This is a genomic window from Streptomyces sp. NPDC057900, assembly GCF_042887885.1.
In the GTDB taxonomy this organism is placed as follows: domain Bacteria; phylum Actinomycetota; class Actinomycetes; order Streptomycetales; family Streptomycetaceae; genus Streptomyces.
This window is the reverse complement of record NZ_JBHVOI010000003.1, coordinates 53,028-79,282: the sequence shown is the minus strand read 5'-3', so window position 1 is coordinate 79,282 and position 26,255 is coordinate 53,028. Positions and strand designations below refer to the sequence as shown.

At 70.3% G+C, this 26,255-nt stretch carries 25 protein-coding genes and 1 tRNA gene; 15 read left to right on the top strand and 11 right to left on the bottom strand.

The features are described 5' to 3' along the window. Positions 1–53: 53 nt before the first annotated feature. The 7 genes from recR to ACFVQ0_RS14610 all read left to right on the top strand — a co-directional run bounded on the left by recR (position 54) and on the right by ACFVQ0_RS14610 (position 8,531). Positions 54–653 (top strand): recombination mediator RecR, encoded by a 600-nt coding sequence (gene recR / locus ACFVQ0_RS14640; protein WP_390087942.1) that lies wholly within the window; start codon positions 54–56, stop codon positions 651–653. Between the two features lie 89 nt (positions 654–742). Then, complete coding sequence (locus tag ACFVQ0_RS14635) at positions 743–1,402, top strand: DUF5063 domain-containing protein (protein WP_390087940.1); 660 nt, start codon at positions 743–745, stop codon at positions 1,400–1,402. Positions 1,403–1,609: 207 nt separating this feature from the next. After that, positions 1,610–3,706, top strand: coding sequence for a LamG-like jellyroll fold domain-containing protein (locus ACFVQ0_RS14630; RefSeq protein ID WP_390087938.1), 2,097 nt, complete (start codon positions 1,610–1,612; stop codon positions 3,704–3,706). Positions 3,707–3,922: 216 nt separating this feature from the next. Then, positions 3,923–5,194 (top strand): aspartate kinase, encoded by a 1,272-nt coding sequence (locus tag ACFVQ0_RS14625; protein WP_390087936.1) that lies wholly within the window; start codon positions 3,923–3,925, stop codon positions 5,192–5,194. Continuing rightward, positions 5,191–6,255, top strand: coding sequence for an aspartate-semialdehyde dehydrogenase (locus ACFVQ0_RS14620; RefSeq protein WP_390087934.1), 1,065 nt, complete (start codon positions 5,191–5,193; stop codon positions 6,253–6,255). Before ACFVQ0_RS14625 ends, ACFVQ0_RS14620 begins: the two co-directional genes overlap by 4 nt. A 438-nt stretch (positions 6,256–6,693) precedes the next feature. Beyond that, positions 6,694–7,269, top strand: a complete 576-nt coding sequence (locus ACFVQ0_RS14615; RefSeq protein ID WP_390088833.1) for a SigE family RNA polymerase sigma factor — start codon at positions 6,694–6,696, stop codon at positions 7,267–7,269. A gap of 107 nt (positions 7,270–7,376) precedes the next feature. Further along, positions 7,377–8,531, top strand: a complete 1,155-nt coding sequence (locus ACFVQ0_RS14610; protein WP_390087933.1) for a hypothetical protein — start codon at positions 7,377–7,379, stop codon at positions 8,529–8,531. A gap of 40 nt (positions 8,532–8,571) precedes the next feature. Here the strand turns inward: ACFVQ0_RS14610 and ACFVQ0_RS14605 are convergent, their stop codons facing one another. Both ACFVQ0_RS14605 and ACFVQ0_RS14600 read right to left on the bottom strand, forming a co-directional pair. After that, positions 8,572–9,486: an SURF1 family protein gene (locus ACFVQ0_RS14605; RefSeq protein ID WP_390087931.1), complete on the bottom strand. Its 915-nt coding sequence runs from the start codon at positions 9,484–9,486 to the stop codon at positions 8,572–8,574. Positions 9,487–9,558: 72 nt separating this feature from the next. Then, positions 9,559–11,442, bottom strand: a complete 1,884-nt coding sequence (locus ACFVQ0_RS14600; RefSeq protein WP_390087929.1) for a prolyl oligopeptidase family serine peptidase — start codon at positions 11,440–11,442, stop codon at positions 9,559–9,561. Between the two features lie 71 nt (positions 11,443–11,513). Here ACFVQ0_RS14600 and ACFVQ0_RS14595 point away from each other — a divergent pair, with 71 nt between their 5' ends. Continuing rightward, entirely contained in the window at positions 11,514–12,353 is an 840-nt protein-coding gene (locus ACFVQ0_RS14595; RefSeq protein ID WP_390087928.1) for a class I SAM-dependent methyltransferase, read from the top strand. A 92-nt stretch (positions 12,354–12,445) separates the two neighbouring features. Here the strand turns inward: ACFVQ0_RS14595 and ACFVQ0_RS14590 are convergent, their stop codons facing one another. After that, positions 12,446–13,252, bottom strand: coding sequence for an SGNH/GDSL hydrolase family protein (locus ACFVQ0_RS14590; protein ID WP_390087926.1), 807 nt, complete (start codon positions 13,250–13,252; stop codon positions 12,446–12,448). A 318-nt stretch (positions 13,253–13,570) separates the two neighbouring features. Here ACFVQ0_RS14590 and ACFVQ0_RS14585 point away from each other — a divergent pair, with 318 nt between their 5' ends. Together ACFVQ0_RS14585 and ACFVQ0_RS14580 are read left to right on the top strand one after the other, a co-directional pair. After that, positions 13,571–14,557 carry a GlxA family transcriptional regulator gene (locus tag ACFVQ0_RS14585; RefSeq protein WP_390087924.1) on the top strand — a complete coding sequence of 329 codons (987 nt, stop codon included), beginning with the start codon at positions 13,571–13,573 and terminating at the stop codon, positions 14,555–14,557. Positions 14,558–14,744: 187 nt separating this feature from the next. Then, the gene (locus tag ACFVQ0_RS14580) at positions 14,745–15,356 is read left to right on the top strand and encodes an isochorismatase family protein (protein WP_390087922.1); all 612 of its coding nucleotides are present in this window, start codon (positions 14,745–14,747) and stop codon (positions 15,354–15,356) included. Between the two features lie 76 nt (positions 15,357–15,432). On the opposite strand, the gene ACFVQ0_RS14575 is transcribed toward ACFVQ0_RS14580, so the two are convergent. Further along, the gene (locus ACFVQ0_RS14575) at positions 15,433–16,308 is read right to left on the bottom strand and encodes an SDR family oxidoreductase (protein WP_390087920.1); all 876 of its coding nucleotides are present in this window, start codon (positions 16,306–16,308) and stop codon (positions 15,433–15,435) included. A 90-nt stretch (positions 16,309–16,398) separates the two neighbouring features. Between ACFVQ0_RS14575 and ACFVQ0_RS14570 the strand changes: the two genes are divergently transcribed. Continuing rightward, positions 16,399–17,238 (top strand): TetR/AcrR family transcriptional regulator, encoded by an 840-nt coding sequence (locus ACFVQ0_RS14570; protein ID WP_390087918.1) that lies wholly within the window; start codon positions 16,399–16,401, stop codon positions 17,236–17,238. A 111-nt stretch (positions 17,239–17,349) separates the two neighbouring features. Here the strand turns inward: ACFVQ0_RS14570 and ACFVQ0_RS14565 are convergent, their stop codons facing one another. Both ACFVQ0_RS14565 and ACFVQ0_RS14560 read right to left on the bottom strand, forming a co-directional pair. Beyond that, the gene (locus tag ACFVQ0_RS14565) at positions 17,350–18,978 is read right to left on the bottom strand and encodes an adenosine deaminase (protein ID WP_390087917.1); all 1,629 of its coding nucleotides are present in this window, start codon (positions 18,976–18,978) and stop codon (positions 17,350–17,352) included. A gap of 228 nt (positions 18,979–19,206) precedes the next feature. Further along, positions 19,207–19,941: a helix-turn-helix domain-containing protein gene (locus tag ACFVQ0_RS14560; protein WP_390088830.1), complete on the bottom strand. Its 735-nt coding sequence runs from the start codon at positions 19,939–19,941 to the stop codon at positions 19,207–19,209. A gap of 243 nt (positions 19,942–20,184) precedes the next feature. On the opposite strand from ACFVQ0_RS14560, the gene ACFVQ0_RS14555 reads away from it, so the two are divergent. From ACFVQ0_RS14555 to ACFVQ0_RS14545, 3 genes are read left to right on the top strand one after another with little or no spacing between them, the layout of a single operon-like run. Continuing rightward, entirely contained in the window at positions 20,185–20,856 is a 672-nt protein-coding gene (locus ACFVQ0_RS14555) for a DUF4097 family beta strand repeat-containing protein (protein WP_390087915.1), read from the top strand. A gap of 12 nt (positions 20,857–20,868) precedes the next feature. After that, positions 20,869–21,855 carry an ATP-binding cassette domain-containing protein gene (locus ACFVQ0_RS14550; protein WP_390087913.1) on the top strand — a complete coding sequence of 329 codons (987 nt, stop codon included), beginning with the start codon at positions 20,869–20,871 and terminating at the stop codon, positions 21,853–21,855. After that, positions 21,852–22,643, top strand: coding sequence for an ABC transporter permease (locus tag ACFVQ0_RS14545; protein WP_390087911.1), 792 nt, complete (start codon positions 21,852–21,854; stop codon positions 22,641–22,643). Before ACFVQ0_RS14550 ends, ACFVQ0_RS14545 begins: the two co-directional genes overlap by 4 nt. A gap of 71 nt (positions 22,644–22,714) precedes the next feature. On the opposite strand, the gene ACFVQ0_RS14540 is transcribed toward ACFVQ0_RS14545, so the two are convergent. From ACFVQ0_RS14540 to ACFVQ0_RS14520, 5 genes are all read right to left on the bottom strand, one after another. Then, a complete protein-coding gene (locus ACFVQ0_RS14540) occupies positions 22,715–23,251 on the bottom strand; it encodes a hypothetical protein (protein ID WP_390087909.1) in 537 nt (178 codons plus the stop codon). A gap of 140 nt (positions 23,252–23,391) precedes the next feature. Then, positions 23,392–23,814: a hypothetical protein gene (locus tag ACFVQ0_RS14535; RefSeq protein ID WP_390087907.1), complete on the bottom strand. Its 423-nt coding sequence runs from the start codon at positions 23,812–23,814 to the stop codon at positions 23,392–23,394. An 82-nt stretch (positions 23,815–23,896) separates the two neighbouring features. Then, positions 23,897–24,076 carry a hypothetical protein gene (locus ACFVQ0_RS14530; protein ID WP_390087905.1) on the bottom strand — a complete coding sequence of 60 codons (180 nt, stop codon included), beginning with the start codon at positions 24,074–24,076 and terminating at the stop codon, positions 23,897–23,899. A gap of 151 nt (positions 24,077–24,227) precedes the next feature. Further along, positions 24,228–24,301 (bottom strand) — tRNA-Pro (locus ACFVQ0_RS14525). Between the two features lie 205 nt (positions 24,302–24,506). After that, positions 24,507–25,448, bottom strand: coding sequence for a metallophosphoesterase (locus ACFVQ0_RS14520; RefSeq protein ID WP_390087903.1), 942 nt, complete (start codon positions 25,446–25,448; stop codon positions 24,507–24,509). A gap of 79 nt (positions 25,449–25,527) precedes the next feature. Between ACFVQ0_RS14520 and ACFVQ0_RS14515 the strand changes: the two genes are divergently transcribed. After that, positions 25,528–25,992 carry a GatB/YqeY domain-containing protein gene (locus ACFVQ0_RS14515; RefSeq protein ID WP_390087901.1) on the top strand — a complete coding sequence of 155 codons (465 nt, stop codon included), beginning with the start codon at positions 25,528–25,530 and terminating at the stop codon, positions 25,990–25,992. Positions 25,993–26,255: the final 263 nt, after the last annotated feature.

The following is a 26,255-nucleotide window of genomic DNA, read 5'->3' as shown; positions in this document are numbered from 1 at the left end:
CCCTACGGTACGTACCACGACGCGGCCGACCAGGCGGCAGGAAAGGCTCTCCGTTGTACGAAGGCGTGGTTCAGGAACTCATCGACGAGTTGGGCAGGTTGCCCGGCGTCGGTCCCAAGAGCGCGCAGCGGATCGCCTTCCACATCCTCCAGGCGGAGCCCACGGATGTGCGCCGCCTGGCCCACGCCCTCCTTGAGGTCAAGGACAAGGTCCGCTTCTGCGCGATCTGCGGCAACGTCGCGCAGCAGGAGCAGTGCGGGATCTGCCGCGACCCGCGCCGCGATCTGACGGTCATCTGTGTCGTGGAGGAGCCGAAGGACGTCGTCGCGATCGAGCGGACCCGCGAGTTCCGGGGCCGATACCACGTACTCGGCGGGGCGATCAGCCCCATCGAGGGCGTCGGCCCGGACGATCTGCGCATCCGTGAGCTGCTGGCCCGGCTGGCCGACGGCTCCATCACGGAGCTGATCCTGGCGACCGACCCCAACCTGGAGGGCGAGGCCACCGCGACGTACCTGGCGCGGATGATCAAGCCGATGGGCCTGCGGGTCACCCGGCTGGCCAGCGGTCTTCCGGTGGGCGGCGACCTGGAGTACGCGGACGAGGTCACGCTCGGCCGCGCCTTCGAGGGAAGGCGCCTGCTCGATGTCTGACACCGGCCCGGCCACTCACGGCGGCTTTATGTTCAGCGCGATTATGTTCTACCCACCGTCTGCGACCGTGCCCACGGGAGGTCTCCTCGATGTCTGACGCCACGCTGAACACTGTCACCCAGGACCCCGACGACTTCGCGGTCCAGATCGCCGACCAGATCAAGACGTTCATCGTCGCGGTCACCGAGGTGTCCAAGGTCGAGGAGCCGGAAGAAGCCGTTCCGGTGCTGCTGCTCCAGGTCTCCCAGCTCCTCCTCGCGGGCGGCAGGCTGGGCGCGTACGAGGACATCCTCCCGGACGAGCGCTACGAGCCCGACCTCGGCGCGGAGCCGGACGCGGACGGCCTGCGCGAGCGCTTCGCGGTCCTGCTGGAGCCGATCGACGTCTACTCCGAGGTCTTCGACCCGTACGAGCCCCGCAAGGCCCCGGTCCCGGCCCGCATCTCCGACGACCTGGCCGACCTGGTCACGGACCTGCGCCACGGCCTGGCCCACTACGAGGAGGACCGCACCACGGAGGCCCTGTGGTGGTGGCAGTTCTCCTACTTCTCCAACTGGGGCTCCACCGCCTCCGCCGCCCTGCGCGCCCTCCAGTCCCTGATCGCCCACATCCGCCTCAACCAGCCCCTCCAGGCCCTCGACGGCCTGGACACCGACCAGGACGCCGGCGACGACGACCTGGCCGAGGAGGCGGGCCGGGTGATGGCCGAGGAGATCGCGGGCCCGCTGGGGCTGCGTCCGGTCAAGTAGCGGAGTGGGCGGGGGCCCGGTGCGGCGCCGGAGGACTCGGTCCGGGCTGGCGCACGCACAACCTCAAGGAGCTCCTTCTGTCGGTGCACGCTGCTAGCCTCCCCTCGCCCGTGATCATCACGGGCCTTGCAGGGGAGGGGACTCGTAAGCATGGCAAGAGGGGTAAGACGCAGGGGAGCCAGATGGCTCGGGGGGCTTTCGGTCGTCGTGGCCGCTGTGCTGGCGGCGCCGGCCGCGGCCGTGGCCGCGCCCGTGGACAATCTGCCGCCACTCCAGCCGCTCGCCTCGGATCTGAAGACCGGATCCGAGCCGTGCGCGGCGGGTGAGGACCGGCCGTACGTGGCAAGCGCCCCCCGGGCGCAGGCGGTGCTGAACGACCCGGTCGAGGACGACGGGCCGGTCGACGGTAACTACGTCTCCGGTGAGTTCGAGGTCTGGTGGACGGACGCGGACGGCGTCGAGCAGCGGCGGAGCCGCCACACGCCCGCTTCCACGCCGTCGGGAACGACCTCGTTCTGGCAGCTGCCCTCCGATCTGCCGGCTTGGACGGTCATCTCCTGGCGGGTGCGGGCGGACGACGGCGCCGCGGTCTCACCGTGGAGCGCCGCCGATGCCAGTGGTGCGGGCTGTGAATTCGTGATCGACGACACGAGCCCGGAGAAGCCGACGGTTACTTCGGCCGAGTACCCGGAGGACGTGTTCTGGTCGGACGGGGTCGGTGTCTACGGCACATTCCGTTTCGACTCGCCGTCCGACGATGTCGTCGACTACACGTACAGCTTCCTCGGAGGCCCGCGCGGAACCGTGAAGGCGGACGGGCCTGACGGCACGGGGGAGGTCCGCTTCATGCCGACGTCGAGGGCGCCGGGCATCCTTGAGGTGTACGCGAACGACCGCTCCGGGCGGCGCAGTTCGACCACGTACTACAACTTCTACGTACAGGCGGGCCGTACCCCGGTCGCACAGTGGGAGCTCTCCGACCCGGCGGGTTCCAGGTCCGCCGCAGCGACCGCGGGGCCCGCGGCCCGAGCCGGAGCGGGTGTCACCTTCGGCGGCCCGGTCCCGCCGGGCACCCCGCTGACGTCCACGGCGACGCTCGACGGGACGGGGCACGGGTTTCTGACGCCTGCCGCGCAGGTCGTCGATACCGGGAAGACCTTCGCGGTCAGCGGTTGGGCGCGGCCCGCGACGGTGGGCCACGACATGACGATCGCCAGTCAGGATTCCGGCACGGGGAGGGCGTTCACCCTCGGAGTCCGTACCGGCGGCGGTGATCCGGTCTGGTCGTTCGGCATCGGGGGCGCGCGCGTCAGCGGCGGCCGTCCGGAGGCCGGCGAATGGGCCCAGGTGATCGGGCTGTTCGACGCCGAGACCGGGATGGCGCACCTGTACGTGAACGGTCAGGAGACGGGCACAGCCGTCGCGGCCACCCCCGCGACAGTGGCCGGTGCCTTCCAGATCGGCCGGGCGCGTGGCGCGGCAGGCTACCGGGACCGCTGGCACGGCGAAGTCGGAGACGTCCGTACCTACGACCGGGTCGTCGTTTCCGAGGAGGCCGTCGAGCTGGCCCGTCGCATCCCGCAGCAGCGCGGCCACTGGTCCCTGGAGTCCGCACCGGACGGACTCAGCCCGGAGGCGAACGGCGGCCAGCCGCTGAGGCTCGCGGCAGGCGCCTCGATCTACAACCGCCCGGCCGACGCGTGCGACCCGGCCGCCGATCCGGACTGCGTCCCGGTTGCCGATCCCCTCGTCGACTCCGGGCACCTGGTACTCGACGGGGCCGGCGGGTACGCCGCCACGGAGGGACCGGTCGTCGATACCGGAGACAGCTTCACCATCGGCGCGGTGGTCCACCTGGCGGACCGGGAACCGGCGCACCCCATGACCGTGCTGTCACAGGGCGGAGCGCACGGGGACGCCTTCAAGGTGCGGTACGTGCCCTCGACGCTGACGTTCGAGCTCGTGATGGACCACGCGGACGCGCAGGACGCCGACGAGACTGTGGTGGGCATCCGGGCGCTGCCGGACGGCGACTCGGGGCGGGGATATCGCGTCGCTGTCGTCCACGACGCCGCCTCCGACCGGATCACGTTGTACCTGGACGGCCAGGCAAGCACCGCAGTGGAGTTTCATTCGTCCTGGACAGGCACCGGCGGCCTCCAGCTGGGGCGCAGCCGTACGGGTGACGGTTGGGGCGAGTACCTGCACGGTTCGGTCGACGAGGTGCAGGCCTTCTCCGGAGCGCTGAGCGAGAGCTCCGTCAACCAGCTCGGGTTCGGCTCGGATCCCTGCCTCGGCTGCTGATTCCGGCGTCGGATGTGTCCCGGCCCGACTGTGTGGGCTGGGACACATCCGGGAGTGCCCGGCGGATCGGCGGGCAACAGCCTCGTACGAGCAGTTCGGAATGACGCGTCGGTGATCACGTGCTGAGCGGGACATCTCAGCATCTGATATCAGCGAGGCGTTTCCGGACTGCTCGTTAAACTGAGCCGACAGCAATGGATTGAGCGAGGAGCGCACGTGGGCCTTGTCGTGCAGAAGTACGGGGGTTCCTCCGTAGCCGATGCCGAGGGCATCAAGCGCGTCGCCAAACGAGTCGTCGATGCCAAGAAGAACGGCAACCAGGTGGTTGTCGTGGTGTCCGCGATGGGCGACACGACGGACGAGCTGATCGATCTCGCGGAGCAGGTGTCACCGATGCCCGCCGGGCGCGAGTTCGACATGCTGCTGACCGCCGGAGAGCGGATCTCCATGGCGCTGCTTGCCATGGCGATCAAGAACCTGGGCCACGAGGCCCAGTCGTTCACCGGCAGCCAGGCCGGTGTCATCACCGACTCGGTCCACAACAAAGCGCGGATCATCGACGTCACGCCGGGCCGCATCCGGACCTCGATCGACGAGGGCAACATCGCCATCGTCGCCGGGTTCCAGGGGGTGAGCCAGGAGGGCAAGAACATCACCACCCTGGGTCGCGGCGGCTCCGACACCACCGCAGTGGCCCTCGCCGCCGCGCTGGACGCCGAGGTCTGTGAGATCTATACCGATGTGGACGGTGTCTTCACCGCCGACCCGCGGGTCGTCAAGAAGGCCCAGAAGATCGACTGGATCTCCTTCGAGGACATGCTGGAGCTGGCCGCGTCCGGCTCCAAGGTGCTGCTGCACCGGTGCGTGGAATACGCACGCCGTTACAACATCCCGATCCACGTCCGCTCGTCCTTCTCGGGACTGCGCGGAACCTGGGTCAGCAACGAGCCGCTAGGGGACCAGCAGGTGGAGCACGCGATCATCTCCGGAGTCGCCCATGACGTCTCCGAGGCCAAGGTCACCGTCGTCGGTGTACCCGACAAGCCGGGCGAGGCGGCAGCGATCTTCCGTGCGATCGCGGACGCCGAGATCAACATGGACATGGTGGTGCAGAACGTCTCCGCCGCGTCGACCGGGCTGACCGACATCACGTTCACGCTTCCGAAGACGGAGGGCCGCAAGGCCATCGACGCGCTGGAGCGCAGCCGTGGCGGCATCGGCTTCGAGTCGCTGCGCTACGACGACCAGATCGCGAAGATCTCCCTGGTCGGCGCCGGGATGAAGACCAACCCTGGCGTCACCGCGGGCTTCTTCGAGGCGCTGTCCAACGTCGGTGTGAACATCGAGCTGATCTCGACCTCCGAGATCCGCATCTCGGTGGTCACCCGCGCCGACGACGTCAACGAGGCAGTGCGGGCCGTGCACACCGCCTTCGGCCTCGACAGCGACTCCGACGAGGCAGTCGTGTACGGGGGCACCGGCCGATGACCGCACGCCGCCCTTCGCTCGCGGTCGTCGGCGCGACCGGGGCGATCGGCGGCGTCATGCTCCAGATCCTTTCCGAACACGCGGATGTCTGGGGCGCGGTGAAGCTCATCGCCTCACCGCGCTCGGCCGGCGGCAAGCTGGTCGTGCGCGGTGAGGAGACCGAGGTCCTCGAACTCTCCGAGGACATCTTCGACGACGTGGACGTGGCGCTGTTCCTGACACCCGACGCGGTGTCCGAACGCTGGGCGCCGCTCGCCGCGTCCAGGGGCGCGGTCGTCATCGACGACTCCGCGGCCTTCCGGATGGACGGCGACGTTCCGCTCGTCGTCCCCGAGATCAACCCCCACGCCGCCCGGATCAGGCAGCGCGGCATCGTCGCGAGCCCGAACTCCACGACGCTGGCCCTGATCGTCGCGGTCGGCGCGCTGCACGCCGAATTCGGACTCCGGGAACTCGTCGTGTCCTCGTACCAGGCCGTGAGCGGGGTCGGGCGCGACGGCGTCGCCGCCCTGCGCGAGCAGCTCTCGCTGGTGGCCGGCAGCGAGCTGGGTACGAAGCCGGGTGACGTGCGCCGGGTCGTGGGGGACACCCACGGCGGCCCGTTCGCCGCACCCGTCGCCCTCAACGTCGTGCCGTGGGCCGGGACGGACGCCGGGGACGGCTGGTCGTCCGAGGAGCTGGCGATCCGCGACGAGTGCCGCAAGATCCTCGACCTGCCGACCCTGCGGGTGGCGGCGACCTGTGTGTACGTCCCCGTGCTCACCACTCACTCGATGTCCGTGCACGCGCGCTTCGAGAACGAGGTCACGGTCGACCGGGCGCACGAGATCCTGGCGACCGCGCCCGGCGTGGTGCTGTACGACAACCCCGGAGCGGGCGACTTCCCGACCCCGTCCGACGTGGTGGGCACCGATCCGACCTGGGTCGGCCGGGTCCGCCGCTCGATGGATGAGCCGATGGCGCTGGAGCTCTTCGTCTGCGGCGACAACCTCCGCAAGGGTGCCGCGCTCAATGTGGCGCAGATCGCCGAAGCCGTGGCGGCCGAGTTCTCCGCGTCCTGAGTTCCCCGCGTCCTGAGTTCCCGGCGTCCTGAGGTCCTCGCGTCCTGAATTCTCCGCGTCCTGAATTTCACGGTCCTGATCGAACCTGTTTTGTACGGTCTGTGAAGCACCTGTGAGCAAGTTGCTGGTCTGAACCTCTTGAGCTGGGACGCGGCGGTGTCCGACGATGACCTTTCGGCCCGCTGCAACCGCCGGTCGGGCAGCACGCGTCTAAGCCGTCACTTCTTGCGCGGCGAGGCGCACATTCGGGGTATTTGGGGAAGAGCGGTTACGTATGAAGGCATATCGCATGGTGTCAAACGCGGTGCCGTATGCGTACAACCCTGACGGGGGGAAACGTGTCCAACTGGCGTGGCAGAGGTACTCGATATCACAGTGGTGGGCCCCCTGCGCGGCGCTTCGGTGCGGCCGCTCAGACGGCCCCGTACGCCCGGCGGCATGCCGGTGATCGCGCCCATGCCCGCCGCGCGCCAGGCGGGGCTGCCGTCACAGCGCGAGGGCGCTGAAGACAGCGTGGCGGCCGGAACTACAGTTGACCATCTCACCGAAACCTACCGCGCCCACTACCGTTCGCTGCTCGGTCTCGCGGCCCTGCTCCTGGACGACACGGCGTCCTGTGAGGACGTCGTGCAGGAGGCGTTCATCCGCGTGCATTCGGCGCGCAACCGGGTACGGGAGCCCGAGAAGACGCTCGCGTACCTGCGCCAGACCGTCGTCAACCTCTCCCGCTCCGCACTTCGCCGCCGCATCCTCGGGCTGAAGCTGCTCTCGAAGCCCATGCCGGACATGGCGAGCGCGGAGGAGGGGGCGTACGACCAGCTGGAGCGGGACGCGCTGATCAAGGCGATGCGGGGGCTGCAACGGCGCCAGCGGGAGGTGCTGGTGCTGCGCTACTTCGCGGACATGACCGAGGCTCAGGTCGCCACGACCCTGGGGATATCCCTGGGCTCGGTGAAGGCGTACGGTTCCCGCGGCATCGCGGCGCTGCGCGTGGTGATGGAGGCGCAGGCATGAGCCGGCGCGACGACCACGGGCACGGACACCGGCACGGGCCCTCATTCGGACATCGGAATGACCGGACTGGAAACGGAATTGTGAATCACGGGCCGGACAGCACCCCGGTGAACAGCCCGGACAGCACCCAGGACAGCGCCCCGGACAGCACTCCGGGCACGGACCGCGACCCGCTGGCAGCCCTCTTCGGAGCCGGTATCGGAGCCGGCACCGGCACGGGTGCGGATGCCGACGAGGACGCCCTGCGCCGGATGATGCGCGGCGCCGTGCAGGGGCTCGAACCCCGCGACGGCACCCTCGACCACCTGTACCGCGCGGTGCCCGCCCGCCGGGCCCGGCGGCGGCAGGCGCTCGTGGGCGCGGCGGCGGCGGCCCTGCTCATCGGCACCGCGATCCCCGCGTTCCTCCACGTCGCGAACTCCGAGGGCTCGAACGCCGCCAGCCCCGCGATCGCCGGTCACGGCGAGCAGGCGCAGGGCGGCAGCGGCGAGGAGCCCGGTCCCGGCGCCGGCGGCGCGGACGACGGCGGCGGGAGCGAGGGGCACAAGGACACCGGCGGCGGTGTCCCGGACACCTCGGCCAGCCCGTCCGCCAGCAGCGGCCAGGGTGTGGAGGGCGGCACGGCGGTCGGCGGTTCGGCCGACCCGAGGGCCAGCGAGGCGGCCGGTATGCCGGTCTGCTCGCCCGACCAGCTCGGGGTCGCCTCCGCCAAGACCGGCGCGACCGGCGCCGACGGCACGGTGTACGGAACGTTCCGGATCGCCAATGTCTCCGGTAAGGACTGCTCGGTGAGCAGCGGCGGCACGGTGGGCTTCGAGGCGATGGGCGCGGCGGACCCGGCCAAGATCGCGGTCGTCCGGCACACCCAGGGGGACGCCGCCTCGGGGCTGCCCGACCCCGCGGAGGAGGAGGCGACGGTGCTGCTGGCCCCGGAGATGGCGTACGAGGTGCAGTTCGCCTGGGTTCCGGAGGACACCTGTCCGACGACCGGCGGTTCACCGTCACCGACCCCGACGGACGGTACGGCGGGCAGCGCGGTGGGCTCGGCCGGGTCGAGCACGGGCGGCGACGGTACCGGGGAAACCGAGACGGGCACGGACACGCAGCTCGGCAGCGAGGACGATCCGGGGAAGGCGGAGGGCAGCGTCGCCGTGAAGCACACGGCGGAGCCGGGAGCGCCGGTCGCGGAGACGAAGATCAGCAACGCCTGCGCGGGCACGATCTACCGGACGGGCGCGCTGGAGCCTTCGCCGCAGGAGTAGTCGCGGGGGCGATCGCGGGAGCCGCCGCGGGAGCCGCCGTTCAGGAGATGGTGGGCGTACTGGCTCGGCGGTCCGAGGCCGCTTCCGGGTCCGGCGTCGCTTCCGAGGTCGCGGTGCTCGGGTCCGAAGCCGCGGCGGCCGGGTCCGCGACGAGGCCCAAACGCACGTCGCGGACGGCTTCCGCCTCGCGCCGGACCAGCCGGAACCACATGAACAGCACGAACGCCGCGAAGACGAACCACTCGCACAGGTAGCCCAGATTCTGGAAGGCCTTCAGATCGAGCCCGGTGCCCTGCGCCGCGGCGGCCGGTACGGGACGCAGGGCGGTGGCGGCGGCTGTGCCCTTTCCGCCCTTCCCCGCTGTCTCCGCGCCGCCGGTGCGGACGTCGGACCGCTGGAGCGTCACCCACGCGTCGTACACGTCGTACGGCACGAGGTTGACGAGCGACGCGGCGCTGATCATGCCGACCTGACCGTCGGGGAGCCCGCCCGTCGCGTCGACCCCGGCCGTGCCCGTGCTCTCCGAGGCCTGGAGGTCGCCGGTCACGGTGACGTCGCCGGTCGGCGCGGGCGGAACGGAGGTGTGCCCGGCCTTCCCGGGGAGCCAGCCGCGCACCACGGGAAGCGCCTTGCCGCTGTCGGTGCGCAGCATGCCCACGACGTAGAAGCCGGTCCGGTCGTCCAGCTTCCGGCCGGGCACCAGGAACTGGTCGGCGTACCGGCCGGTCGCGGTGGCGGGACGCCCGGAGGTCACCGTGTCGACGGGCAGCAGCTCATCGATCGGCTTGGCGGCCCTCGTGCCAGGAGCGGGCTGCTTCTCGGCGGCCTCGTGCGTCTGCACGCGGTCCTCGAAGCGGCCGAGCTGCCAGGTACCCATGAACACGCAGAACGGGATGGCCAGCACGACGAAGAGGTTGATCCCCCACCATCGCGGGGTCAGCAGGAACCGGTACACCCCTCCACGGTACGGTCCCCGCTCCGGCCGCCCGGAGCGGGGGCACCCGTGGCGCCGCCCCTTATACGGCCCCTACGCGGCCCCGGAGCCCTGTCCGGCGAGGCCGTCGGGCGGCCCCAGGTGGCGGGCGGCGAAGTCGAGCTCAAGGCGCACCTGCTTGATCCGTTCCTCCACGACGAGCGAGCCGTGCCCCGCGTCGTAGCGGTAGACCTCGTGCACCGCGTCGCGGCTCTTCAGCCGGTCCACGTAGTTCTCCACCTGGCGGATCGGGCAGCGCGGGTCGTTGACGCCCGCCGAGATGTAGACCGGGGCCCGTACGGCGTCGACGTACGTCAGGGGTGACGAGGCCTCGAACCGCTCGGGCACCTCTTCCGGCGTACCGCCCAGCAGGGTGCGGTCCATCGCCTTCAGCGCCTCCATCTCGTCGTGGTACGCCGTGACGTAGTCCGCGACCGGGACCGCGGCCAGGCCCACGGCCCAGTCACCGGGCTGCGTACCGAGGCCGAGCAGCGTGAGGTAGCCGCCCCAGGAGCCACCGGCCAGGACCAGCTTCGCCGGGTCCGCGAGGCCCGACTTCACCGCCCACTCCCGCACCGCCGCGATGTCCTCCAGCTCGATCAGGCCGATCCGGTGCTTGAGCGCGTCCGTCCAGGCCCGCCCGTAGCCGGTCGAGCCCCGGTAGTTGACCCGGACGACCGCGTAGCCGTGGTCGACCCAGGCGGCGGGCCCGCCCGCGAAGGCGTCGCTGTCGTGCCAGGTCGGGCCGCCGTGGATCTCGAAGACCGTCGGGAACGGCCCCTCCGCCGGGGCCGCGGGACGCTGGACGAGCGCGTGCACCCGGCCTCCTGGCCCGTCCACCCAGACGTCCTCGACGGGCACGGACCGAGGGGCCTTCGCACCCGGCGGATCGAGCACCACCGCACCGCTCGTGGACCGGACGACGGGCGGCTCCGCGGCCGATGACCAGAGGTACTCCACCGTGCCGTCCGGGCGGGCGGTGGCCCCGGAGACCGAACCGGTGGGCGTCTCCACCCGCACCAGGGTGCCGTCGCCCGCCGCAGGACCGTACCGCCACAGCTCGCTGCGGGCCTCGAAACCGTGCTCGATCAGCAGCGCGGAACCGTCCGGATACCACTCCGCCCCCACATCGCCGGGCAAGTCGATCGCGAGGTCCGTCTCGGTGCCCGCCACCGGGTCCCAGATCATCGGCTCCCAGCGGCCGCGCCGCTGATGCCCGACCAGCAGCCTGCTGTCCCCGGCCACCGGGGCGAAGCCGAGAACCGCGAGCCCCAGCTCCTTGGTGCCCCCCTCGGTGTCGTCCAGCTCCGCCACCGTGCTGCCGTCCGGCCGCACCACGCGCAGCGCGGAGTGCATCGCGTCACCGTGCTCGGTGTGCTCCAGCGCGATCAGCGTCCCGTCGTGCGACAGGTCACCGACCCCGGCCGACTCGCGGTGACGGTAGATCTCGACGGGCTCCGCCGCCCCGGGCCGTACGACGTGGACCGTCGTCCCGTCCTCGTCCGTCGAACGGCCTACCACCGCCGTCCCGTCCCGGCCGATCGCGAGCCCGGCGGGGTAGGAGGCCTCCAGACCGGGCACCGCCGGCTCGTCCTTCGCCCCCTCGCCGTCACCCCCGCCATCACTCGCGACATCGTTGAACGGCCGGCGCATCCACACCCCGAACTCGTCACCGTCGGTGTCGTTGAACCACCAGATGGCCTCGCCGTCCGGCGTCAGCGTGCCGTCCGTCGTCCCATTGGGGCGGTCGGTCACCCGGCGCTGCTCACCGGTGGCCCGGTCCCAGGCGTACAGCTCGTACGTCCCCGTCGCGTTGGAGACGAACAGCGCGCGGTCCGGCGCGTCCTCCGCCCAGTCGGGCAGGGACACCCGGGGAGCCCGGAAACGCTGCTCCCACTCCGGAACGGAATCGGTCGTCGAACCAGTGGTCTCAGTCATGCCCACCATTCTGCGCCGGACCGACGACAATTCGTTCGCCCCGTCCTCAGCCTGTGGATAACCTCGCCGCCATGCATACTCCGATACCTGCCGACTGGCGCGAAGCCAACCGCGCACTGTGGGATGAACGTGTGCCCATCCATTACGGCAGTGACTTCTACGACCTGGACTCCTTCCGCGCGGGCAAGGACGCCCTGCGGGCCTTCGAGCTGGCGGAGGTCGGGGACGTGACGGGCCGGTCGCTGCTCCACCTCCAGTGCCACATCGGGCTCGACACCCTCTCCTGGGCCCGGCACGGCGCCGCCCAGGTCGTCGGCCTCGACTTCTCCGAGCCGGCCGTCGAGACCGCGCGCTCGCTGGCCCAGGAGATCGGCCTCCCGCCGGACCGCGCGGCCTTCGTCGCCGCCGACGTCTACGACGCGGCGGAGGCCGTCCCGGACTCCTCGTACGACATCGTCTACACCGGCATCGGCGCGCTGAACTGGCTGCCCGACATCGACCGCTGGGCCGACACGGCCGCCTCGCTCGTGGCGCCCGGAGGGTTCCTCTACCTCGCGGAGTTCCACCCGCTGACCGACTGCCTCGACGACGCGACCGGTGAACGGATCGTGCACGACTACTTCAGCCGCGAAGCCTGGGTCGACGAGACGCCGGGCACGTACGCGGACTTCGACGCGCCGACCGTCCACAACCGCAGCGTCGAATGGCAGCACCCGCTGGGCAGCGTGGTCTCGGCACTGGCCGCCGCCGGACTGCGGATCGAGTTCCTGCACGAGCACGACACCTCACTCTTCGCACGTTTTCCCGTGCTGGAGCGGCAGCCGGACGGCGGCTTCCGCTTCCCGACGGAGCGGCCGCGCATCCCGCTGATGTACTCGATCAAGGCGACCCGCCCGGAACGGCTTCCCTAGCCTTCACGGTGGCGGTCTTCACGGCAGCGGCGCGGCAGGGCGTCGGAGCCGGGGCTCCTGAGCCGTTGCCGCGCCGCTGCTTCCCGTGGGTCCTACGCGGCCGAGCTGAAGGCGGGCAGATAGCCGCCCGACTGTCCCTCGGCCTTGGGGTGATACGAGTTCTCGATGGGGATCGAGACGCTGTGGAGCCACGGGTCGCCGGAGCACAGCTCGTGCCCGGTGAACTCGTCCGCGACGCCGGAGAAGGTGAATCCGGCGTCGGCGGCCTGCTTGGCGATCACGTCGTTCAGTACGTCGGACGCGTTGTTGATGGCCGTGCGCTCCGCTTCCGTGAGCCCGGCGACGCAGCTTCCGCCGATCTTGTAGAAGCGCGGGTAGCCGAGCACCACGACACGTGCCTGCGGGGCCTTCGAGTGGATGGACCCGTAGAGCGAGCTCAGACCGGCCGGCAGCGAACCGTTCATCTGCGAGACGGCCGAGGCCACGCTGGAGAGGCAGGCGGCCTCACCGGAGAGCACGCAGTCCTGCATGACGTCCGCGAACCCGACGTCGTTACCGCCCGCCGTCACGCTGACCAGGGAGGTGGACGAGTTCAGCGGGCCGAGCTGGCTGCTCGCCACCGAGCTCGTGGTGGCGCCGGAACAGGCGACGAAGTCGAACGAGGACGGTGAGTTCGCCGCCGCCCAGAGGTAGGCGTAGGCGTTGGTGCTGCGTCGGCAGTCACCGCTGTCGGAGAGGTAGTTCCCCGCTCCGACGCCGGACGAGTACGAGTCGCCGAGAGCGACGTACCCGCCGGCGGCGGCCGAGGAGGTCGCCGAGGCCGGCTGGGCCATACCCAGAGCAGCCGCGGCGGCGAGGAGCAGAGTGGATGCGGACGCCCAGAATCTCCGTACTGACATAGCTGTCAGCCCTCCGAAGTGTGGGGGGTGGGTGGGGGGTTGATGGAGCGTCACCTGTTGTAGCAGCTATCGGTACCAGTCGGTAATAGGCAGGCGGGAACCTGTCGGAATTGCCCGAATGATCGTTCGGTACCCGTAGCTCCGCGCGTAGATAATCCTCGAACTCCACCCGAAACAAGGGGTTTACGTCTGCTCGGTCGTCACTTCGCAGGTACACGCGCCACGGCCCGACGCATGCTTGTGGGTGTCCGGGGCGGTGTCCGAATGTGACAGAACCCTGTCATTGCTGCCGTGCGTTCTTACGGTCACGATGGACGCATGTCCTCCAGCACCCACCGCGTCGTGATCGCGGTCTTCGCCGATGTCGACCTCCTCGACGTCACCGGTCCGGCCGAGGTGTTCGCCCTGGCCAACCGGGAGACCGGTGGCGGCGCGGGGTACGAGGTCAGGCTGGCCGGCCCCGAGCGGGGCCCCGTCGTCACGTCGGCGGGGGTGCGTCTCGTCGCGGATCTTGCGTTCGCGGAGGTGGCGGGCGCGGTGGACACCCTGCTGGTGCCCGGCGCCGTCGACATGCGCCCGGAAGGCCCGGTCGCCCGGGTCGACGACGACGTGGTCGCCTGGGTACGGGACACGGCTCCGCACGCCCGCCGTATCGCGTCGGTCTGCGTGGGCGCGCACGTCCTGGCGGCGGCCGGTCTCCTGGACGGGCGGCGGGCGACCACTCACTGGTCGACCGCCGCACAGCTGGCGGCCGACCACCCCGAGGTGCGGGTGGACCCCGACCCGATCTTCGTACGCTCCGGCAAGGTGTGGACCGGTGCGGGCATCAGCACCTGCATGGACCTGGCGCTGGCTCTGGTGGCGGAGGACCACAGCGAGGAACTGGCGCTGGTGGTGGCCAGGCAGTTGGTGATGTACCTCAGACGGCAAGGCGGCCAGAGCCAGTTCAGCGTCCCGCTGAGCCGGCCGGCCGCGAGCCGTCGGGACATCGACGAGCTGCGGGTGTTCATCACCGGACACCTGGACGCCGACCTCTCGGCGCCCGCGCTGGCGGAACGCATGTGCCTGAGCGAGCGGCACTTCGCCCGGGTCTTCCATCAGGAGACCGGCACCAGTCCGGCCGCGTATGTGGAAGCGGCCAGGGTCGAGGCGGCGCGCCGATTGCTCGAAGCCACCGATGAGCCGCTGGAACGGGTCGCGGCGGCGGCCGGTCTGGGCTCGGTGGAGACGTTGCACCGAGCGTTCCGCAAGCAGATCAGCACCACCCCGGCCGCCTACCGCCGCCGTTTCCGCACCACGACCTGACCTGCTCCTCTCACTGCCCGGCCGACGCGCGCCCGCGCCCGGTCAGCCCTTGCGCGTCCGACCGGCATGTCCGACCCGGCATGCCCGACCCAGCCTGTCCGACCCAGCAGGTTCGGGCCTCCCCGCCCGAACTGTCCTGCCCGAACTGCTCTGTCCGAAATGCTCTGCCCGAAAGGACCCTTCTGTAATGAGCGTCTCCACGACCCTGCGCGACGTCATCGGCCTCGACAACACGCTGCCCAGCCTCGGCTCGGCCACCCTGCTCATGATCGACTTCCAGAACACCTACCGCACCGGCGTCATGGCGCTGGAAGGCGCCGAACCCGCCCTGGCCGCAGGGGCACGTCTGCTGGCCGCCGCCCGTGAGGCCGGCGCGACGGTCATCCACATCGTCAACGACGGTGGTGAGGGCGGTCCGTACGACATTCGTGCGGAGATCGGCGCCATCAGCGCGGAGGTGGCCCCGATCGCGGGTGAGCCGGTCGTCGTCAAGCAGTTCCCCGACGCCTTCCGCGGCACGGACCTGGAGAAGGTCCTGCGGGAGAGGGGCGCCGGTCCGGAGCTGGTGCTGGCCGGGTTCATGACCCATATGTGCGTCACGTTCACCGCCCAGGGCGCCTTCAACCACGGCTACCGGCCCACAGTTGTCGCCGAGGCCACCGCCACCCGTTCCCTGCCCGCCCCGGACGGCGGCGTACTGCCCGCAGCCGCCCTCCAGGCCGCCGCCCTGACCACCGTCGGGGACCTCTTCGGCACGGTGGCCCCGACGGTCGGCCACCTCACGAACTCACGCAGGTGAATGGGGGGTATGGGTGCCGCTACCCGGGCGCGACCAAGCTCGGGCAAGGACAGCGCCCCGGTCCGGTGGCCCGCCCCTACTGACCGCTGTTGTCGCCGGTCACCTGCTCGCGCAGCACGGTGCTCATGCTGATGGGCTCACGCCCGAGCAGGTCGGCCAGTGTCGGGTCGACGGCGGTGAATTCACCGGCGCGGGCGGCCGCGAAGATGCCGAGCAGCTGGTCCCCGACCTCGGCGGGGGCGCCGTGGCTCAACAGCTGTTCCCGGAATTCGGCGTCGGGCACGGTGGCCCTGGTGATGGTGCGGCCCGTGATCCCGGCGGCGATGCCCGCGATGTCGTCGAACGTGAGCGCCTGGGCGCCGGTGAGCGGTGGTGTGGGCCCCTCGAAGCGGCCCTCGTCGGCCAGGATGGCGGCCGCCGCCTCCGCGAGGTCGGCGTGCGTGGTCCAGGCGACCGGCCCGTCCGCGGGGAGCGCGACTTCACCGGACTCCAGACCCTGGGCGGCGAACTGCACCGCGCTGGCGGCGTAGAAGCCGTTGCGCAGGGAGGTGAACGGTACGCCCGAGGCGCGCAACGCGTCCTCGGTGGCGGCGTGGTCGCGGCAGGCCTGGAAGTGCGAGGCGTGGCCGGCGCCCATCTGGCTGGTGTAGAGGATGCGCCCGACGCCCGCCGCTACCGCCCCGTCGATCGCGGCGCGGTGCTGCCGTACGCACTCCTCGCCCATCTTGTCGACGGAGACGATGAGCACCTGGGAGGCGCCCTCGAAGGCGTCGGCGAGGCTGTCGGGGTCGGTGAAGCTGCCCCGCCGGACCCTTATGCCTCGGTCCGCGAACGCCTCTGCCTTCTGCGGGTCGCGGACGCTGACGCCGATCCGGTCCGCCGGCATGCGCGTCAGCAGCCCCTCGACGATCTGACGCCCGAGCTTTCCGGTGGCTCCGGTCACGATGATCATGATGTGCTCCAATGCCGCGTTTCCAGTGGAATCACATTCACCGTAACACTGGAACTATCGATGGAACCAGTGGATCTGTATCATCGATATATGGCACCACGTTCACGCGACACCGACACCAGCAACGACAGCGACATCAGCGATGCCAACGGCAGCGACATCCGTGCCGCTGCCGGTATCGCTGCGGCTGCGGATTCGGCTGCCGCTGATGTCGACGGCGATGGCGACGTCGATACGCATACGCATACGCATGCGCAGCCCAGGCAGCGGATCATCGAGGCGGCAGCCGGTCTGCTCGCGCGGGAGGGGCGCGACGCCGTCACCACCCGCGCCGTCGCGGTCGCGGCGGGCGTTCAGCCGCCGGCGATCTACCGCATGTTCGGTGACAAGGGCGGGCTGCTCGACGCGGTGGCGGAGTACGGGTTCGCCACGTTCCTCGCGACCAAGCACGTGGACCCCGACCCGCCGGACCTCATAGAGGACCTGAGGGGCGGATGGGATCTGGCGGTCGAGTTCGGCCTCGCCAATCCGGCGTTGTTCACGCTGATGTACAGCGAGCCCACGAGACCCGCGTCGGCGGCCTTCAGGGCAGGCCTGGAGATCCTCATGGGGCGGATCAGGCGGCTGGCCGCCGGGGGCTGGCTCCGCGTCGACGAGGAGCTCGCGGCGATGCTCATCCACGCCACGGCGCGGGGCGCGGTCCTCACCTGGCTGTCCCTGCCCGAGGACCGGCGCAACCCCGCGCTGTTGACGACGCTCCGGGAGTCCATGGTCGACGCGGTGACCAACCGGGAACCAGCGGTACGGGACGCGGGCCCGGCCGGTGCTGCCCGCGCCCTGCGCGCCGCGCTGCCGGAGCAGACGGTTCTCAGTGGCGCGGAGCAGCACCTGCTGAGGGAGTGGCTGGACCGCGTGGCCTCCGACGGATGAGCCGCACCGGGCGTGACGGATGAGCCGCACCGGGCGTCACACCGTCACACCGTCACGACAGCCGCAGTCAAAGCCACATCCGCAGCCATCACACCCTCAGCCATCACACCCTCAGCCGCGTCCGCTGTTGTCGCGCTCGAAGGTGGCGAAGGCTGCCTCCTGGCGCCACTCCGTCGCGGCCTTCGGGCTGGCGGCGAGGTAGCGGGAGCAGCGCGGACCCGGTCGTCCGGCGCCGGGCCGGTCGCCGCTGCAGGCCGGGACCAGCCGGTAGCCGGAGGGCGCGGAGCCGTCGGCCCACAGGCTGCGGCCGTCGCGGAACGCGTACTCCAGCGAGGCGCGGGCCAGGTCCTTCAGTTCGGTGTAGCCGAGTCCGTAGGTCCGGGCGGCGTACTGGTACTCGTGGCTGACGTCGATCCGCGAGACCCCCGGGTCGTCGGTGGCCAGGATCACCGGGACGCCGTAGCTGCGGTAGGCGTTGAACGGGTGGGCGTCGCCCGCGATGCCGAGGATCTGCTTGTTGCTGGAGAACGGCACCTCGACGGCGACCTTGCGCCGCGCCATGGTCCGGGCGAGCTGCCGCCAGTTGTCCTCGTGGACCAGGTCCACACCGTGTCCGATGCGCTCGGCACCGGCGACGAGCACGGCCTCGCGGATGTGGAAGGTCAGGTCCTCGGGCTTGACCAGGCCGGGGGCCAGCTCACCGGCGTGCAGGGTGAGGTGGGCACCGGGGTACTGGCCGCGCAGGTACTTCAGCATCCGCATCTGGAGCCGGTAGTCGGCCAGCGCGCTCTCCCCGTCCTCGGGCTGCACGAGGTTGACCGCGACGAACCTCGGGTCGCGCTCCGCCAGCCGCATGCCCACCGCGATCTGCGTGAACACCCGCGCCGGGGTGCTGCCCCGGGAGACCTGGGAGATCCACCGGACGGGCAGCCGGCAGCCCGGATCGGGGCGCGCGGTGTCGCAGTGCGCGGCGGCCCGGAACTGCACGTCGGCGTCATCGGCCTCCTGGACCGCGTCGTCGATGACCCGGTCGAGCTGCCCTCCGGCCAGCAGCTTGCTGTGGAAGGCGGCCAGGTCGGCGTCGTAACCCACCTTGTCGGCGAGCTTCTTGGCGCTGTCGGAGGCCGGAGTGACCATGGTCTCCAGATAGAACTGGTTCTGCTTGACCACGGAGTCGGCCACATTGGCGAGGAGCTTGCCGCGGTCCCAGGTCGCCATTCCGAACTTGCCGAACGTGTCGAAGAAGTGGTCGTGCCCGGACTGGTCGGCCGGGAAGTCCTGCATGGACCAGGCCCTGATGATCTGCTGCCGGAACGCGGCATCGGTCCGGGAGTCGGACGCGGGCCGCGTGCCCGACCCGCACGGAGGCGCGACAGCCGTCATCGTCGCGTCGATGCAGAGACCGCGCTCGATCGCGAGCTTGATCAGGAACTCGGTGGTGGCCGCACCGGACAGGTGGTTGTGGAGGTCACCGCCCTTGGGCAGGTCCTCGAAGAAGGCTTTCAGCCGCGCGGGCCTGTTCCGCAACGAGTCGAGGTACGCGGCGGTCCTGCGCTCGGCCGGGGTCACCGCACGGGGCGGGACCTGCCTGGCGCTCTGTGACGACGCGTCGTTCGTGGGCGCGGTCGCGGTCGCGGCGGTGGCCGGGAGCGACGGGAGCAGGGTCAGCGCGGCGAGCGCGCCGAGCCCGGCCAGCAGGCGGGGCTTGGGACGGTGTGCCGTCCTGGTTGTTGAGATCACGGCCGAATGATCGCTTCCGCACCGGGAGTACCTCCCCCAAACTGCGTGTATGGACTGAAACTTCCACTCGATCGAGTGCCTGACCAGCAGCCGCCCGCCCCGCACCTTGCCGTGCAGGACCCTCGCGGAGCGGACATCTGCCGGAGCAGCCCCATATCCGCGAACCCGATACCCGCGAACCCCGTACCCACGGGCCCGTACTCGTATCCGTACGCCTCTGAAGCCCCGTCAGTCGTCGCTGTTCGGCGGCGTTTCGGGCTTGGTGTGGAGGACCTCGCGGGCCTGCTCCGCGGAGCGGATGAGGCTTTCGGTGACGAAGTCGAGGAAGCGGGCGATGTTTTCGAGGCGGACTCCGGCCGGGGTGGTGGGGCCGAGAACATCGACGCCCTGCCGTGCGGTATCGACGAGCTGGGCGGTTGACCGGGCGCTGGAGATCATGGACTGGTACCAGATGTCGTCGTCGACGACGTAGCGCTCACGGCGGCGTTCGTCGCGTTCCCGGCGAACGAGGCCCTGGCTGTCGAGGAACGCGACGGCCTTGGAGATGGACGCCGGGCTGACCTGCAGGCGCTGGACCAGTTCGGAGGCGGTGAGGCTGCCCGAGTCGGCGGTGTACAGGCAGGTCATCACCCGGGCCATCATCTTGGGCGTGCCCGACTGTATGAGGGCGGTCGTGAAGACCTCCTCGTACTCGCGCACCGCCTCCGCGTCGCGCCCGTGGGCCTGCGCGGGCGCCGCGGACTTCCGGGGCGCGGTCTGCGCACGCCGGTGGGTGCGGCGTTCGGTCGCGCGGTGGGCGAGGTCGGCGCGGTACGTGGTGGGGCCGCCGTTGCGCATGACCTCGCGCGTGACGGTCGAGGTCGGACGGTCGAGCCGTCTGGCGATCTCCGCGTAGGCCAGGCCGTCGGCCAGCCCCAGCGCGATCTGCTGACGTTCCTGCTGGGTGAGCCTGCCTCCGGGCATCGCGGTCTCCTTCGTGATCTGCGGTGCCGTCAGCATAGCGTTCACTTTCAATTCATTGCAACGAGCATCGGGTGGGTTGTTGCATTAGATTCACGACCGTTGCAACGATATGAGTGCCCTGAGCTGCAAAAATGAATCTTCTATGCAATGAATACGTTGCCAGTTCACTGAACACAACGTAGCGTTTCCACTATCAGAAACGGCGGACGCAAGGGGCGGCCGCCGGAGAAGAGGGAGAACGTCATGCAGAAGTTCGACACCCCCGCCGCCGTCTCGGCCGTCCTCGACATCCCCGCCGGACGCATCCAGCTCATCGCCGCCGACCGGGCGGACACCACGGTCGAGGTCCTCCCCGCGGACGCCTCTAAGGGCCGCGACGTACAGGCCGCGGAACGGATCACCGTCGAGTACGACGACGGCGTCCTGCGGATCGCGGCCGCACCGCCGAAGAACCGCGTCCTCGGCAGCTCCGGATCCGTCGAGGTGACCATCCAACTCCCCGTCGACTCCCGCGTCGAGGCGAACGCGGCCGCCGCCGATCTCCGGGGCGTCGGGCGGCTCGGTGACGTCGCCTTCGAGGGCGCTCAGGGCTCGGTCAAGCTCGACCAGGTCGCCGGCGCACGCATCAGCCTCCTCGCCGGTGACATCTCGGTCGGCCACCTGGGCGGCCCCGCGGAGATCAGCACCCAGAAGGGCGACCTCCGGATCGTCGAGGCCGTGCGCGGCACGGTCGTCCTGCGCACCCTGTCCGGCGATGTGTCGGTCGGCGCCGCCCGCGGCGTGTCCGCGTCCCTGGACGCCGGCACCGGCTACGGCCGGATCGAGAACGCACTGAAGAACACCGAGGGCGCCGCCGCCGGTCTGAACATCCGCGCGACCACCACCCAGGGCGACATCGTCGCCCGCAGCCTCTGAGGAGCAACTCACATGACGAACCTGGCTATTGAGGCGATCGGACTGCGCAAGTCCTACGGGGACAAGGTCGTCCTCGACGGGATCGATCTGGCCGTCCCGGCCGGCACGATCTTCGCGCTGCTCGGCCCGAACGGTGCGGGAAAGACCACCGCCGTCAAGATCCTCTCCACGCTGGTGTCGCCCGACCCCGGAACCGCCTCCGGCGTCATCCGGGTCGGCGGCCACAGCGTGACCACGGACCGGCAGGCGGTACGCGCGGCGATCGGCGTCACCGGCCAGTTCTCCGCCGTCGACGGCCTGATCACCGGCGAGGAGAACATGCTGCTGATGGCCGACCTGCACCACCTGTCCCGCACCGAGGGCCGCCGCACCGCCGCCGAGCTACTGGAACGCTTCGACCTCACCGAGGCCGCGAAGAAACCCGCCTCCACCTACTCCGGGGGCATGAAGCGCCGCCTCGACATCGCGATGACCCTGGTCGGCGGCCCCAGGATCATCTTCCTCGACGAACCCACCACCGGCCTGGACCCCCGCAGCCGCCACAACATGTGGCAGATCATCCGCGAACTCGTCTCCGACGGCGTCACCATCTTCCTCACCACCCAGTACCTCGAAGAGGCCGACGAACTCGCCGACCGCATCGCCGTACTCAACGACGGAAAGATCGCCGCCGAAGGCACCGCCGAGGAACTCAAACGCCTCATCCCCGGCGGACACATCCGCCTCCGCTTCACCGACCCCGCCACCTACCGCCACGCCGCCACCGCCCTGCCGGACGCCACCCGTGACGACGAAGGGCTCTCCCTGCAGATCCTCAGCAACGGCAGCCAGCACGAACTGCGCACCATCCTGGACCGCCTCGACGCCGCCGACATCCAGGCAGACGAGCTGACCGTCCACACCCCCGACCTCGACGACGTGTTCTTCGCCCTCACCGCGTCCCCCAACACCCCCACCACCCCCGACATCCCAGGCCAGTTGAAGGAGACATCCCGATGAGCACTCTGTCCCTCGCCGCCCGTGACTGCACCACCATGCTGCGCCGCAACCTCCTGCACGCCCGCCGCTACCCCTCCCTCACCCTCAACCTCCTCCTCACCCCCGTCATGCTGCTCCTGCTCTTCGTCTACATCTTCGGCGGCGTGATGAGCGCCGGCCTCGGCGGCGGTGGCGGGGACCGCTCCGACTACATCGCCTACATCGTCCCCGGCATCCTGCTCATGACCATCGGCAGCACGGTCGTCGGAACCGCCGTGTCCGTCTCCACCGACATGACCGAAGGCATCATCGCCCGCTTCCGCACCATGGCCATCCACCGCGGCTCCGTACTCGTCGGACACGTCGTCGGCAGCGTGCTGCAGGCAGTCATGAGCGTCGTCCTCGTCGGGGCCGTGGGCGTGGCGATCGGCTTCCGGTCCACCGACGCCACGCTCCTGGAATGGCTCGCCGCCTTCGCCCTGCTCGTCCTCTTCGCCACCGCACTCACCTGGATCGCCGTCGGCATGGGCCTCATCAGCCCCAACGCCGAAGCCGCCAGCAACAACGCCATGCCGATGATCCTGCTGCCCCTGCTCTCCAGCGCCTTCATCCCCGTCGACACCATGCCCGCCTGGTTCCGGCCCATCGCCGAGTACCAGCCCTTCACCCCCGCCATCGAGACACTGCGCGGACTCCTCCTCGGCACCGAGATCGGCAACAACGGCTGGCTCACCATCGCCTGGTCCCTCGCCCTCGCCGCCCTCGGCTACCGCTGGTCGACATCGACCTTCAACCGCGACCCGAAGTAACTACCGCACCACCGCACGGCACCCCAGCAAGCCCTCATCCCCGGCCTCACCGAACCCGTGACCGCAGCAGATCAGTCAGCGTCCGCGCTGGACAACGCTTCGGTAATCATGCGGGTGGCGAAGTCGGGGTCGTCGGCGATCCGGTTGATGTGTTCCGCGAGCAGGAACGCGGTGGCCTCAAGGGGAGTCATCTCCGCCTCGGTCCAGTCCCCGTACTGCTGGCGCCAGAGATTGGGGCTCAGCCCGGTGCCCGCGGCGATGACGAGGCCGGCCATGGTGGGAATGACCTCGGGTGCGCAGCTCTTGGGCATCATGCGCATCGAGGCGACCAGAGTGGGCACCACGTACTCGATGACGTCCTTGTCGACTTCCTCGTGAGTCATCCGCAGCCACTTCATGAACATGAAGATGAGCGTGCACGCGCCGTCCAGCAGATCCTGAGCCCCCTCCGGTCCCAGGGACGCGGCGAACTGGTCGTCCATCTGCTGCTGTTCGGGGTCGGTCTCTGACCTGCCCGCGTGGACGTATCTGAGCCTGGAGTCGATCATCATGATCGCCGTCCCCACATCGCCGGCCGGAGCGTTCTGGGGATCGCAGGGCGATGACACAGGGTTCCTCCTCAGTTGCCCACGGTGGGCAGTTCGGCGGATTCGACAGTAGACCGACGACGAGGTCCGGGTCCCGGAAACCAGGGCGCGGGGCCCGTTCGTGGCCCGCGGCACGGCCGGAGGCGCCCTGCGCCCGGCTCTCAGCGGTCGGTGTCCGGGGGCATGTGGAAGGTGAGACCGGAGACGTCACGGGCCTGGATCACCGGGGCGGTCTGTGAGCCACCGCTGATGCTGTTGTGCACGGACCCGCCCGCGCCCGCCTGAGCGGCCCGCCACCACTCGTCGAGGAGTGCACGGAACTCCCCGTCCAGGGCGGCCCGTACGCCCAGCGCCGTCACCAGTGCCTGTGCGTGCAGGGGATCGGCGGGATCGGCCGCCAGAGCGGCGGCCTCCAGCTCGCCCGAGCTGACCACGGGCGATCCGTCCTCTCCAGGGACCTGCGCCGTACCGCGCCGGAACGGACGCCTCACCAGCGCCGTGAGCCCTTGCCAGGTCTGCCGGCCGGCCTCGCCGCCCGCGCTTGACGCCAGTGCCGTGAGTGCCGCTGCTGTGATCGGGTCCATGAGAGTGCTCCCCTGAGTCACGATCCGTTCGACACACCTTAGATCCGGGCTGCGCAGTGGTACAGGGACCCTCACCGCGGGACTACGTCCACACGGCGGCCACCACGGCTGCGTCCGCCATGAACAACGCCACGGCGTAGAAGGCCCGCAGCCGCTTGCCGCGCATACCCGCCAACGCGGCCACCGCCACCGGTGACCAGCTGGAACGACCGTCATGCTCGGCAGGTGGCTGCCGGTCGCCGGGTCCCCTTCTCCCGGTCATGAACCGAGCCCACCTCAGAGACCGATGTCGGATCTCCTGGCGCTGCTCGGCAGCACACCCCGCCGGGTATCCAGGGCATGACCCACACGCACGCAGAGACAGGTGAGGCGCCTACCGAATCCGGTAGGCGCCTCACCTGCTGTTTTGGCTGTCGGGGTGGCGGGATTTGAACCCACGACCTCTTCGTCCCGAACGAAGCGCGCTGCCAAGCTGCGCTACACCCCGATCGCCGCCAGTGTCCCGGCGACATCGATTACTTTAGCCCACCTGCGGCCGGAGACGAAATCCGGTTTTTATCCCGATCGAGGTGTGGGTGAGGGGTACCGGGGTGGGGTAGGCCTGATGGTGTGGGCGAAGGGCCGCACGAGGAGGGGGCTGAGGGGTGTGCCGGGCTCGTGCCAGGCAGGTGTGTCAGAGAGTGCCCGAGGGGTTACGTGTCCCGGGCCGTCAGGGTCAGCAGTGTCGCCTCGGGGGGACAGGCGAAGCGGACCGGGGTGTAGCGGTTGGTGCCGCAGCCGGCCGAGACGTGGAGATAGGCGCGGTTGCCGTCCACCGAGTGGGAGGAGAGGCCCTTCACGCGGTCCGTGTCCAGGTCGCAGTTGGTGACCAGGGCTCCGTAGAAGGGGATGCAGAGCTGGCCGCCGTGGGTGTGGCCGGCCAGGATCAGCGGGTAGCCGTCCGACGTGAAGGCGTCCAGGGAGCGCAGGTAGGGGGCGTGGACCACGCCGATCGAGAGGTCGGCGCCCGTCTCGGGGCCGCCCGAGACCTCCGCGTAGCGGTCGCGCTTGATGTGCGGGTCGTCGAGGCCGGTGAAGGCGAGCTCCAGGCCGTCGAGCTTGAGGCGGCCGCGGGTGTTGGACAGGTTCAGCCAGCCCGCCTCGTCGAAGGCGTCCCGCATGGGCTCCCACGGGTTGTGGACGACGTTGACCGCCGGGGCGTTCCCGTTGAGGCCGTGCTTGCCCGCGGTCTTCTCGAAGAGATAGCGGACGGGGTTACGGAGCTTGGGCCCGTAGTAGTCGTTGGAGCCGAAGACGTACACGCCCGGGAGCTCCATCAGCGGGCCCAGCGCGTCCAGCAGCTCCGGGACCGCCTCGGGGTCGGAGAGGTTGTCGCCGGTGTTCACGACGAAGTCGGGCCGCAGGCCCGCGAGTGACTGCAGCCAGGCGCGCTTCTTCCGCTGACCGCTCACCATGTGGACGTCGGAGATCTGCAGGACGCGCAACGGACGTGCTCCGTGCGGGAGTACGGGGACCGTGACCCTTCGCAGGCGGAACGAGCGGGCCTCGAATCCGGCCGCGTAGGCGAGACCGGCGGCGCCGGCCGCGGCGGTGACCGCCGTGATTTTCAGGGGTACTCCGTAGCGTGCGCGCATGCGCCCATCGTCGCAGACGGTTCGTGTCCACGGGAAAACCGGCGGGCGGCGGAGGCCCCGCACCTGCCACAATCACCACATGACCACGCTCAAGTCCAAGCTCAAGGAAGACCTCACCACGGCCATGAAGGCGCGCGACGAGCTGACCTCGTCCACGCTCCGACTGACCCTCACCGCGATCACCAAGGAGGAGGTCAGCGGCAAGTCGGCCCGCGAACTCTCCGACGACGAGGTGCAGAAGGTGATCGCCCGGGAGGCGAAGAAGCGTCGCGAGGCGGCCGAGGCCTTCTCGCAGGGCGGCCGGACCGAGCAGGCCGAGCGGGAGAAGAAGGAGGGCGAGCTGCTCGACGCCTACCTCCCGCAGCAGCTGAGCGACGACGAGCTGGCCGCGATCGTGGCGTCCGCGGTCGACGAGGCGAAGGCCGGCGGCGCCGAGGGCCCCCGTGCGATGGGCGCCGTCATGAAGATCGTGAACCCGAAGGTCGCGGGGCGCGCGGAGGGCGGCCGGGTGGCCGCCCAGGTCAAGAAGCTCCTCGCGGGCTGAGACCGACCGGGCCTCGCGCCCCCCTGCGCCCGGTGCGGGCAGGGCGGGTGCGGTGCGGTGGGGTGGGGACTGTACGGCCAGGTGAGCAGCGAGTCCTGCCGCTCAGCCGCAGTGTCCAGACGTGATCCACACATGGTCCAGACGTGAAGTGGGGCGCCCCCCGGCCGGGGGGGGCCCCACGAGACCTCTTGGCCAATGGGCGGGTCGGGGAGGGAGGGTCCAGTGGGGGCGGTGTTTAGGGGGGCAAGGGCGCCAGGGGCGAT

Excerpts from the sequence above, each read along its gene's own strand:
- ACFVQ0_RS14635 (WP_390087940.1), top strand. The coding sequence starts at position 743 with ATGTCTGACGCCACGCTGAACACTGTCACCCAGGACCCCGACGACTTC.
- ACFVQ0_RS14620 (WP_390087934.1), top strand. The coding sequence starts at position 5,191 with ATGACCGCACGCCGCCCTTCGCTCGCGGTCGTCGGCGCGACCGGGGCG.
- ACFVQ0_RS14615 (WP_390088833.1), top strand. The coding sequence starts at position 6,694 with ATGCCGGTGATCGCGCCCATGCCCGCCGCGCGCCAGGCGGGGCTGCCG.
- ACFVQ0_RS14600 (WP_390087929.1), bottom strand. The coding sequence starts at position 11,442 with ATGACTGAGACCACTGGTTCGACGACCGATTCCGTTCCGGAGTGGGAG.
- ACFVQ0_RS14595 (WP_390087928.1), top strand. The coding sequence starts at position 11,514 with ATGCATACTCCGATACCTGCCGACTGGCGCGAAGCCAACCGCGCACTG.
- ACFVQ0_RS14590 (WP_390087926.1), bottom strand. The coding sequence starts at position 13,252 with ATGTCAGTACGGAGATTCTGGGCGTCCGCATCCACTCTGCTCCTCGCC.
- ACFVQ0_RS14585 (WP_390087924.1), top strand. The coding sequence starts at position 13,571 with ATGTCCTCCAGCACCCACCGCGTCGTGATCGCGGTCTTCGCCGATGTC.
- ACFVQ0_RS14580 (WP_390087922.1), top strand. The coding sequence starts at position 14,745 with ATGAGCGTCTCCACGACCCTGCGCGACGTCATCGGCCTCGACAACACG.
- ACFVQ0_RS14575 (WP_390087920.1), bottom strand. The coding sequence starts at position 16,308 with ATGATCATCGTGACCGGAGCCACCGGAAAGCTCGGGCGTCAGATCGTC.
- ACFVQ0_RS14570 (WP_390087918.1), top strand. The coding sequence starts at position 16,399 with ATGGCACCACGTTCACGCGACACCGACACCAGCAACGACAGCGACATC.
- ACFVQ0_RS14560 (WP_390088830.1), bottom strand. The coding sequence starts at position 19,941 with ATGCCCGGAGGCAGGCTCACCCAGCAGGAACGTCAGCAGATCGCGCTG.
- ACFVQ0_RS14555 (WP_390087915.1), top strand. The coding sequence starts at position 20,185 with ATGCAGAAGTTCGACACCCCCGCCGCCGTCTCGGCCGTCCTCGACATC.
- ACFVQ0_RS14550 (WP_390087913.1), top strand. The coding sequence starts at position 20,869 with ATGACGAACCTGGCTATTGAGGCGATCGGACTGCGCAAGTCCTACGGG.
- ACFVQ0_RS14545 (WP_390087911.1), top strand. The coding sequence starts at position 21,852 with ATGAGCACTCTGTCCCTCGCCGCCCGTGACTGCACCACCATGCTGCGC.
- ACFVQ0_RS14535 (WP_390087907.1), bottom strand. The coding sequence starts at position 23,814 with ATGGACCCGATCACAGCAGCGGCACTCACGGCACTGGCGTCAAGCGCG.
- ACFVQ0_RS14530 (WP_390087905.1), bottom strand. The coding sequence starts at position 24,076 with ATGACCGGGAGAAGGGGACCCGGCGACCGGCAGCCACCTGCCGAGCAT.
- ACFVQ0_RS14520 (WP_390087903.1), bottom strand. The coding sequence starts at position 25,448 with ATGCGCGCACGCTACGGAGTACCCCTGAAAATCACGGCGGTCACCGCC.
- ACFVQ0_RS14515 (WP_390087901.1), top strand. The coding sequence starts at position 25,528 with ATGACCACGCTCAAGTCCAAGCTCAAGGAAGACCTCACCACGGCCATG.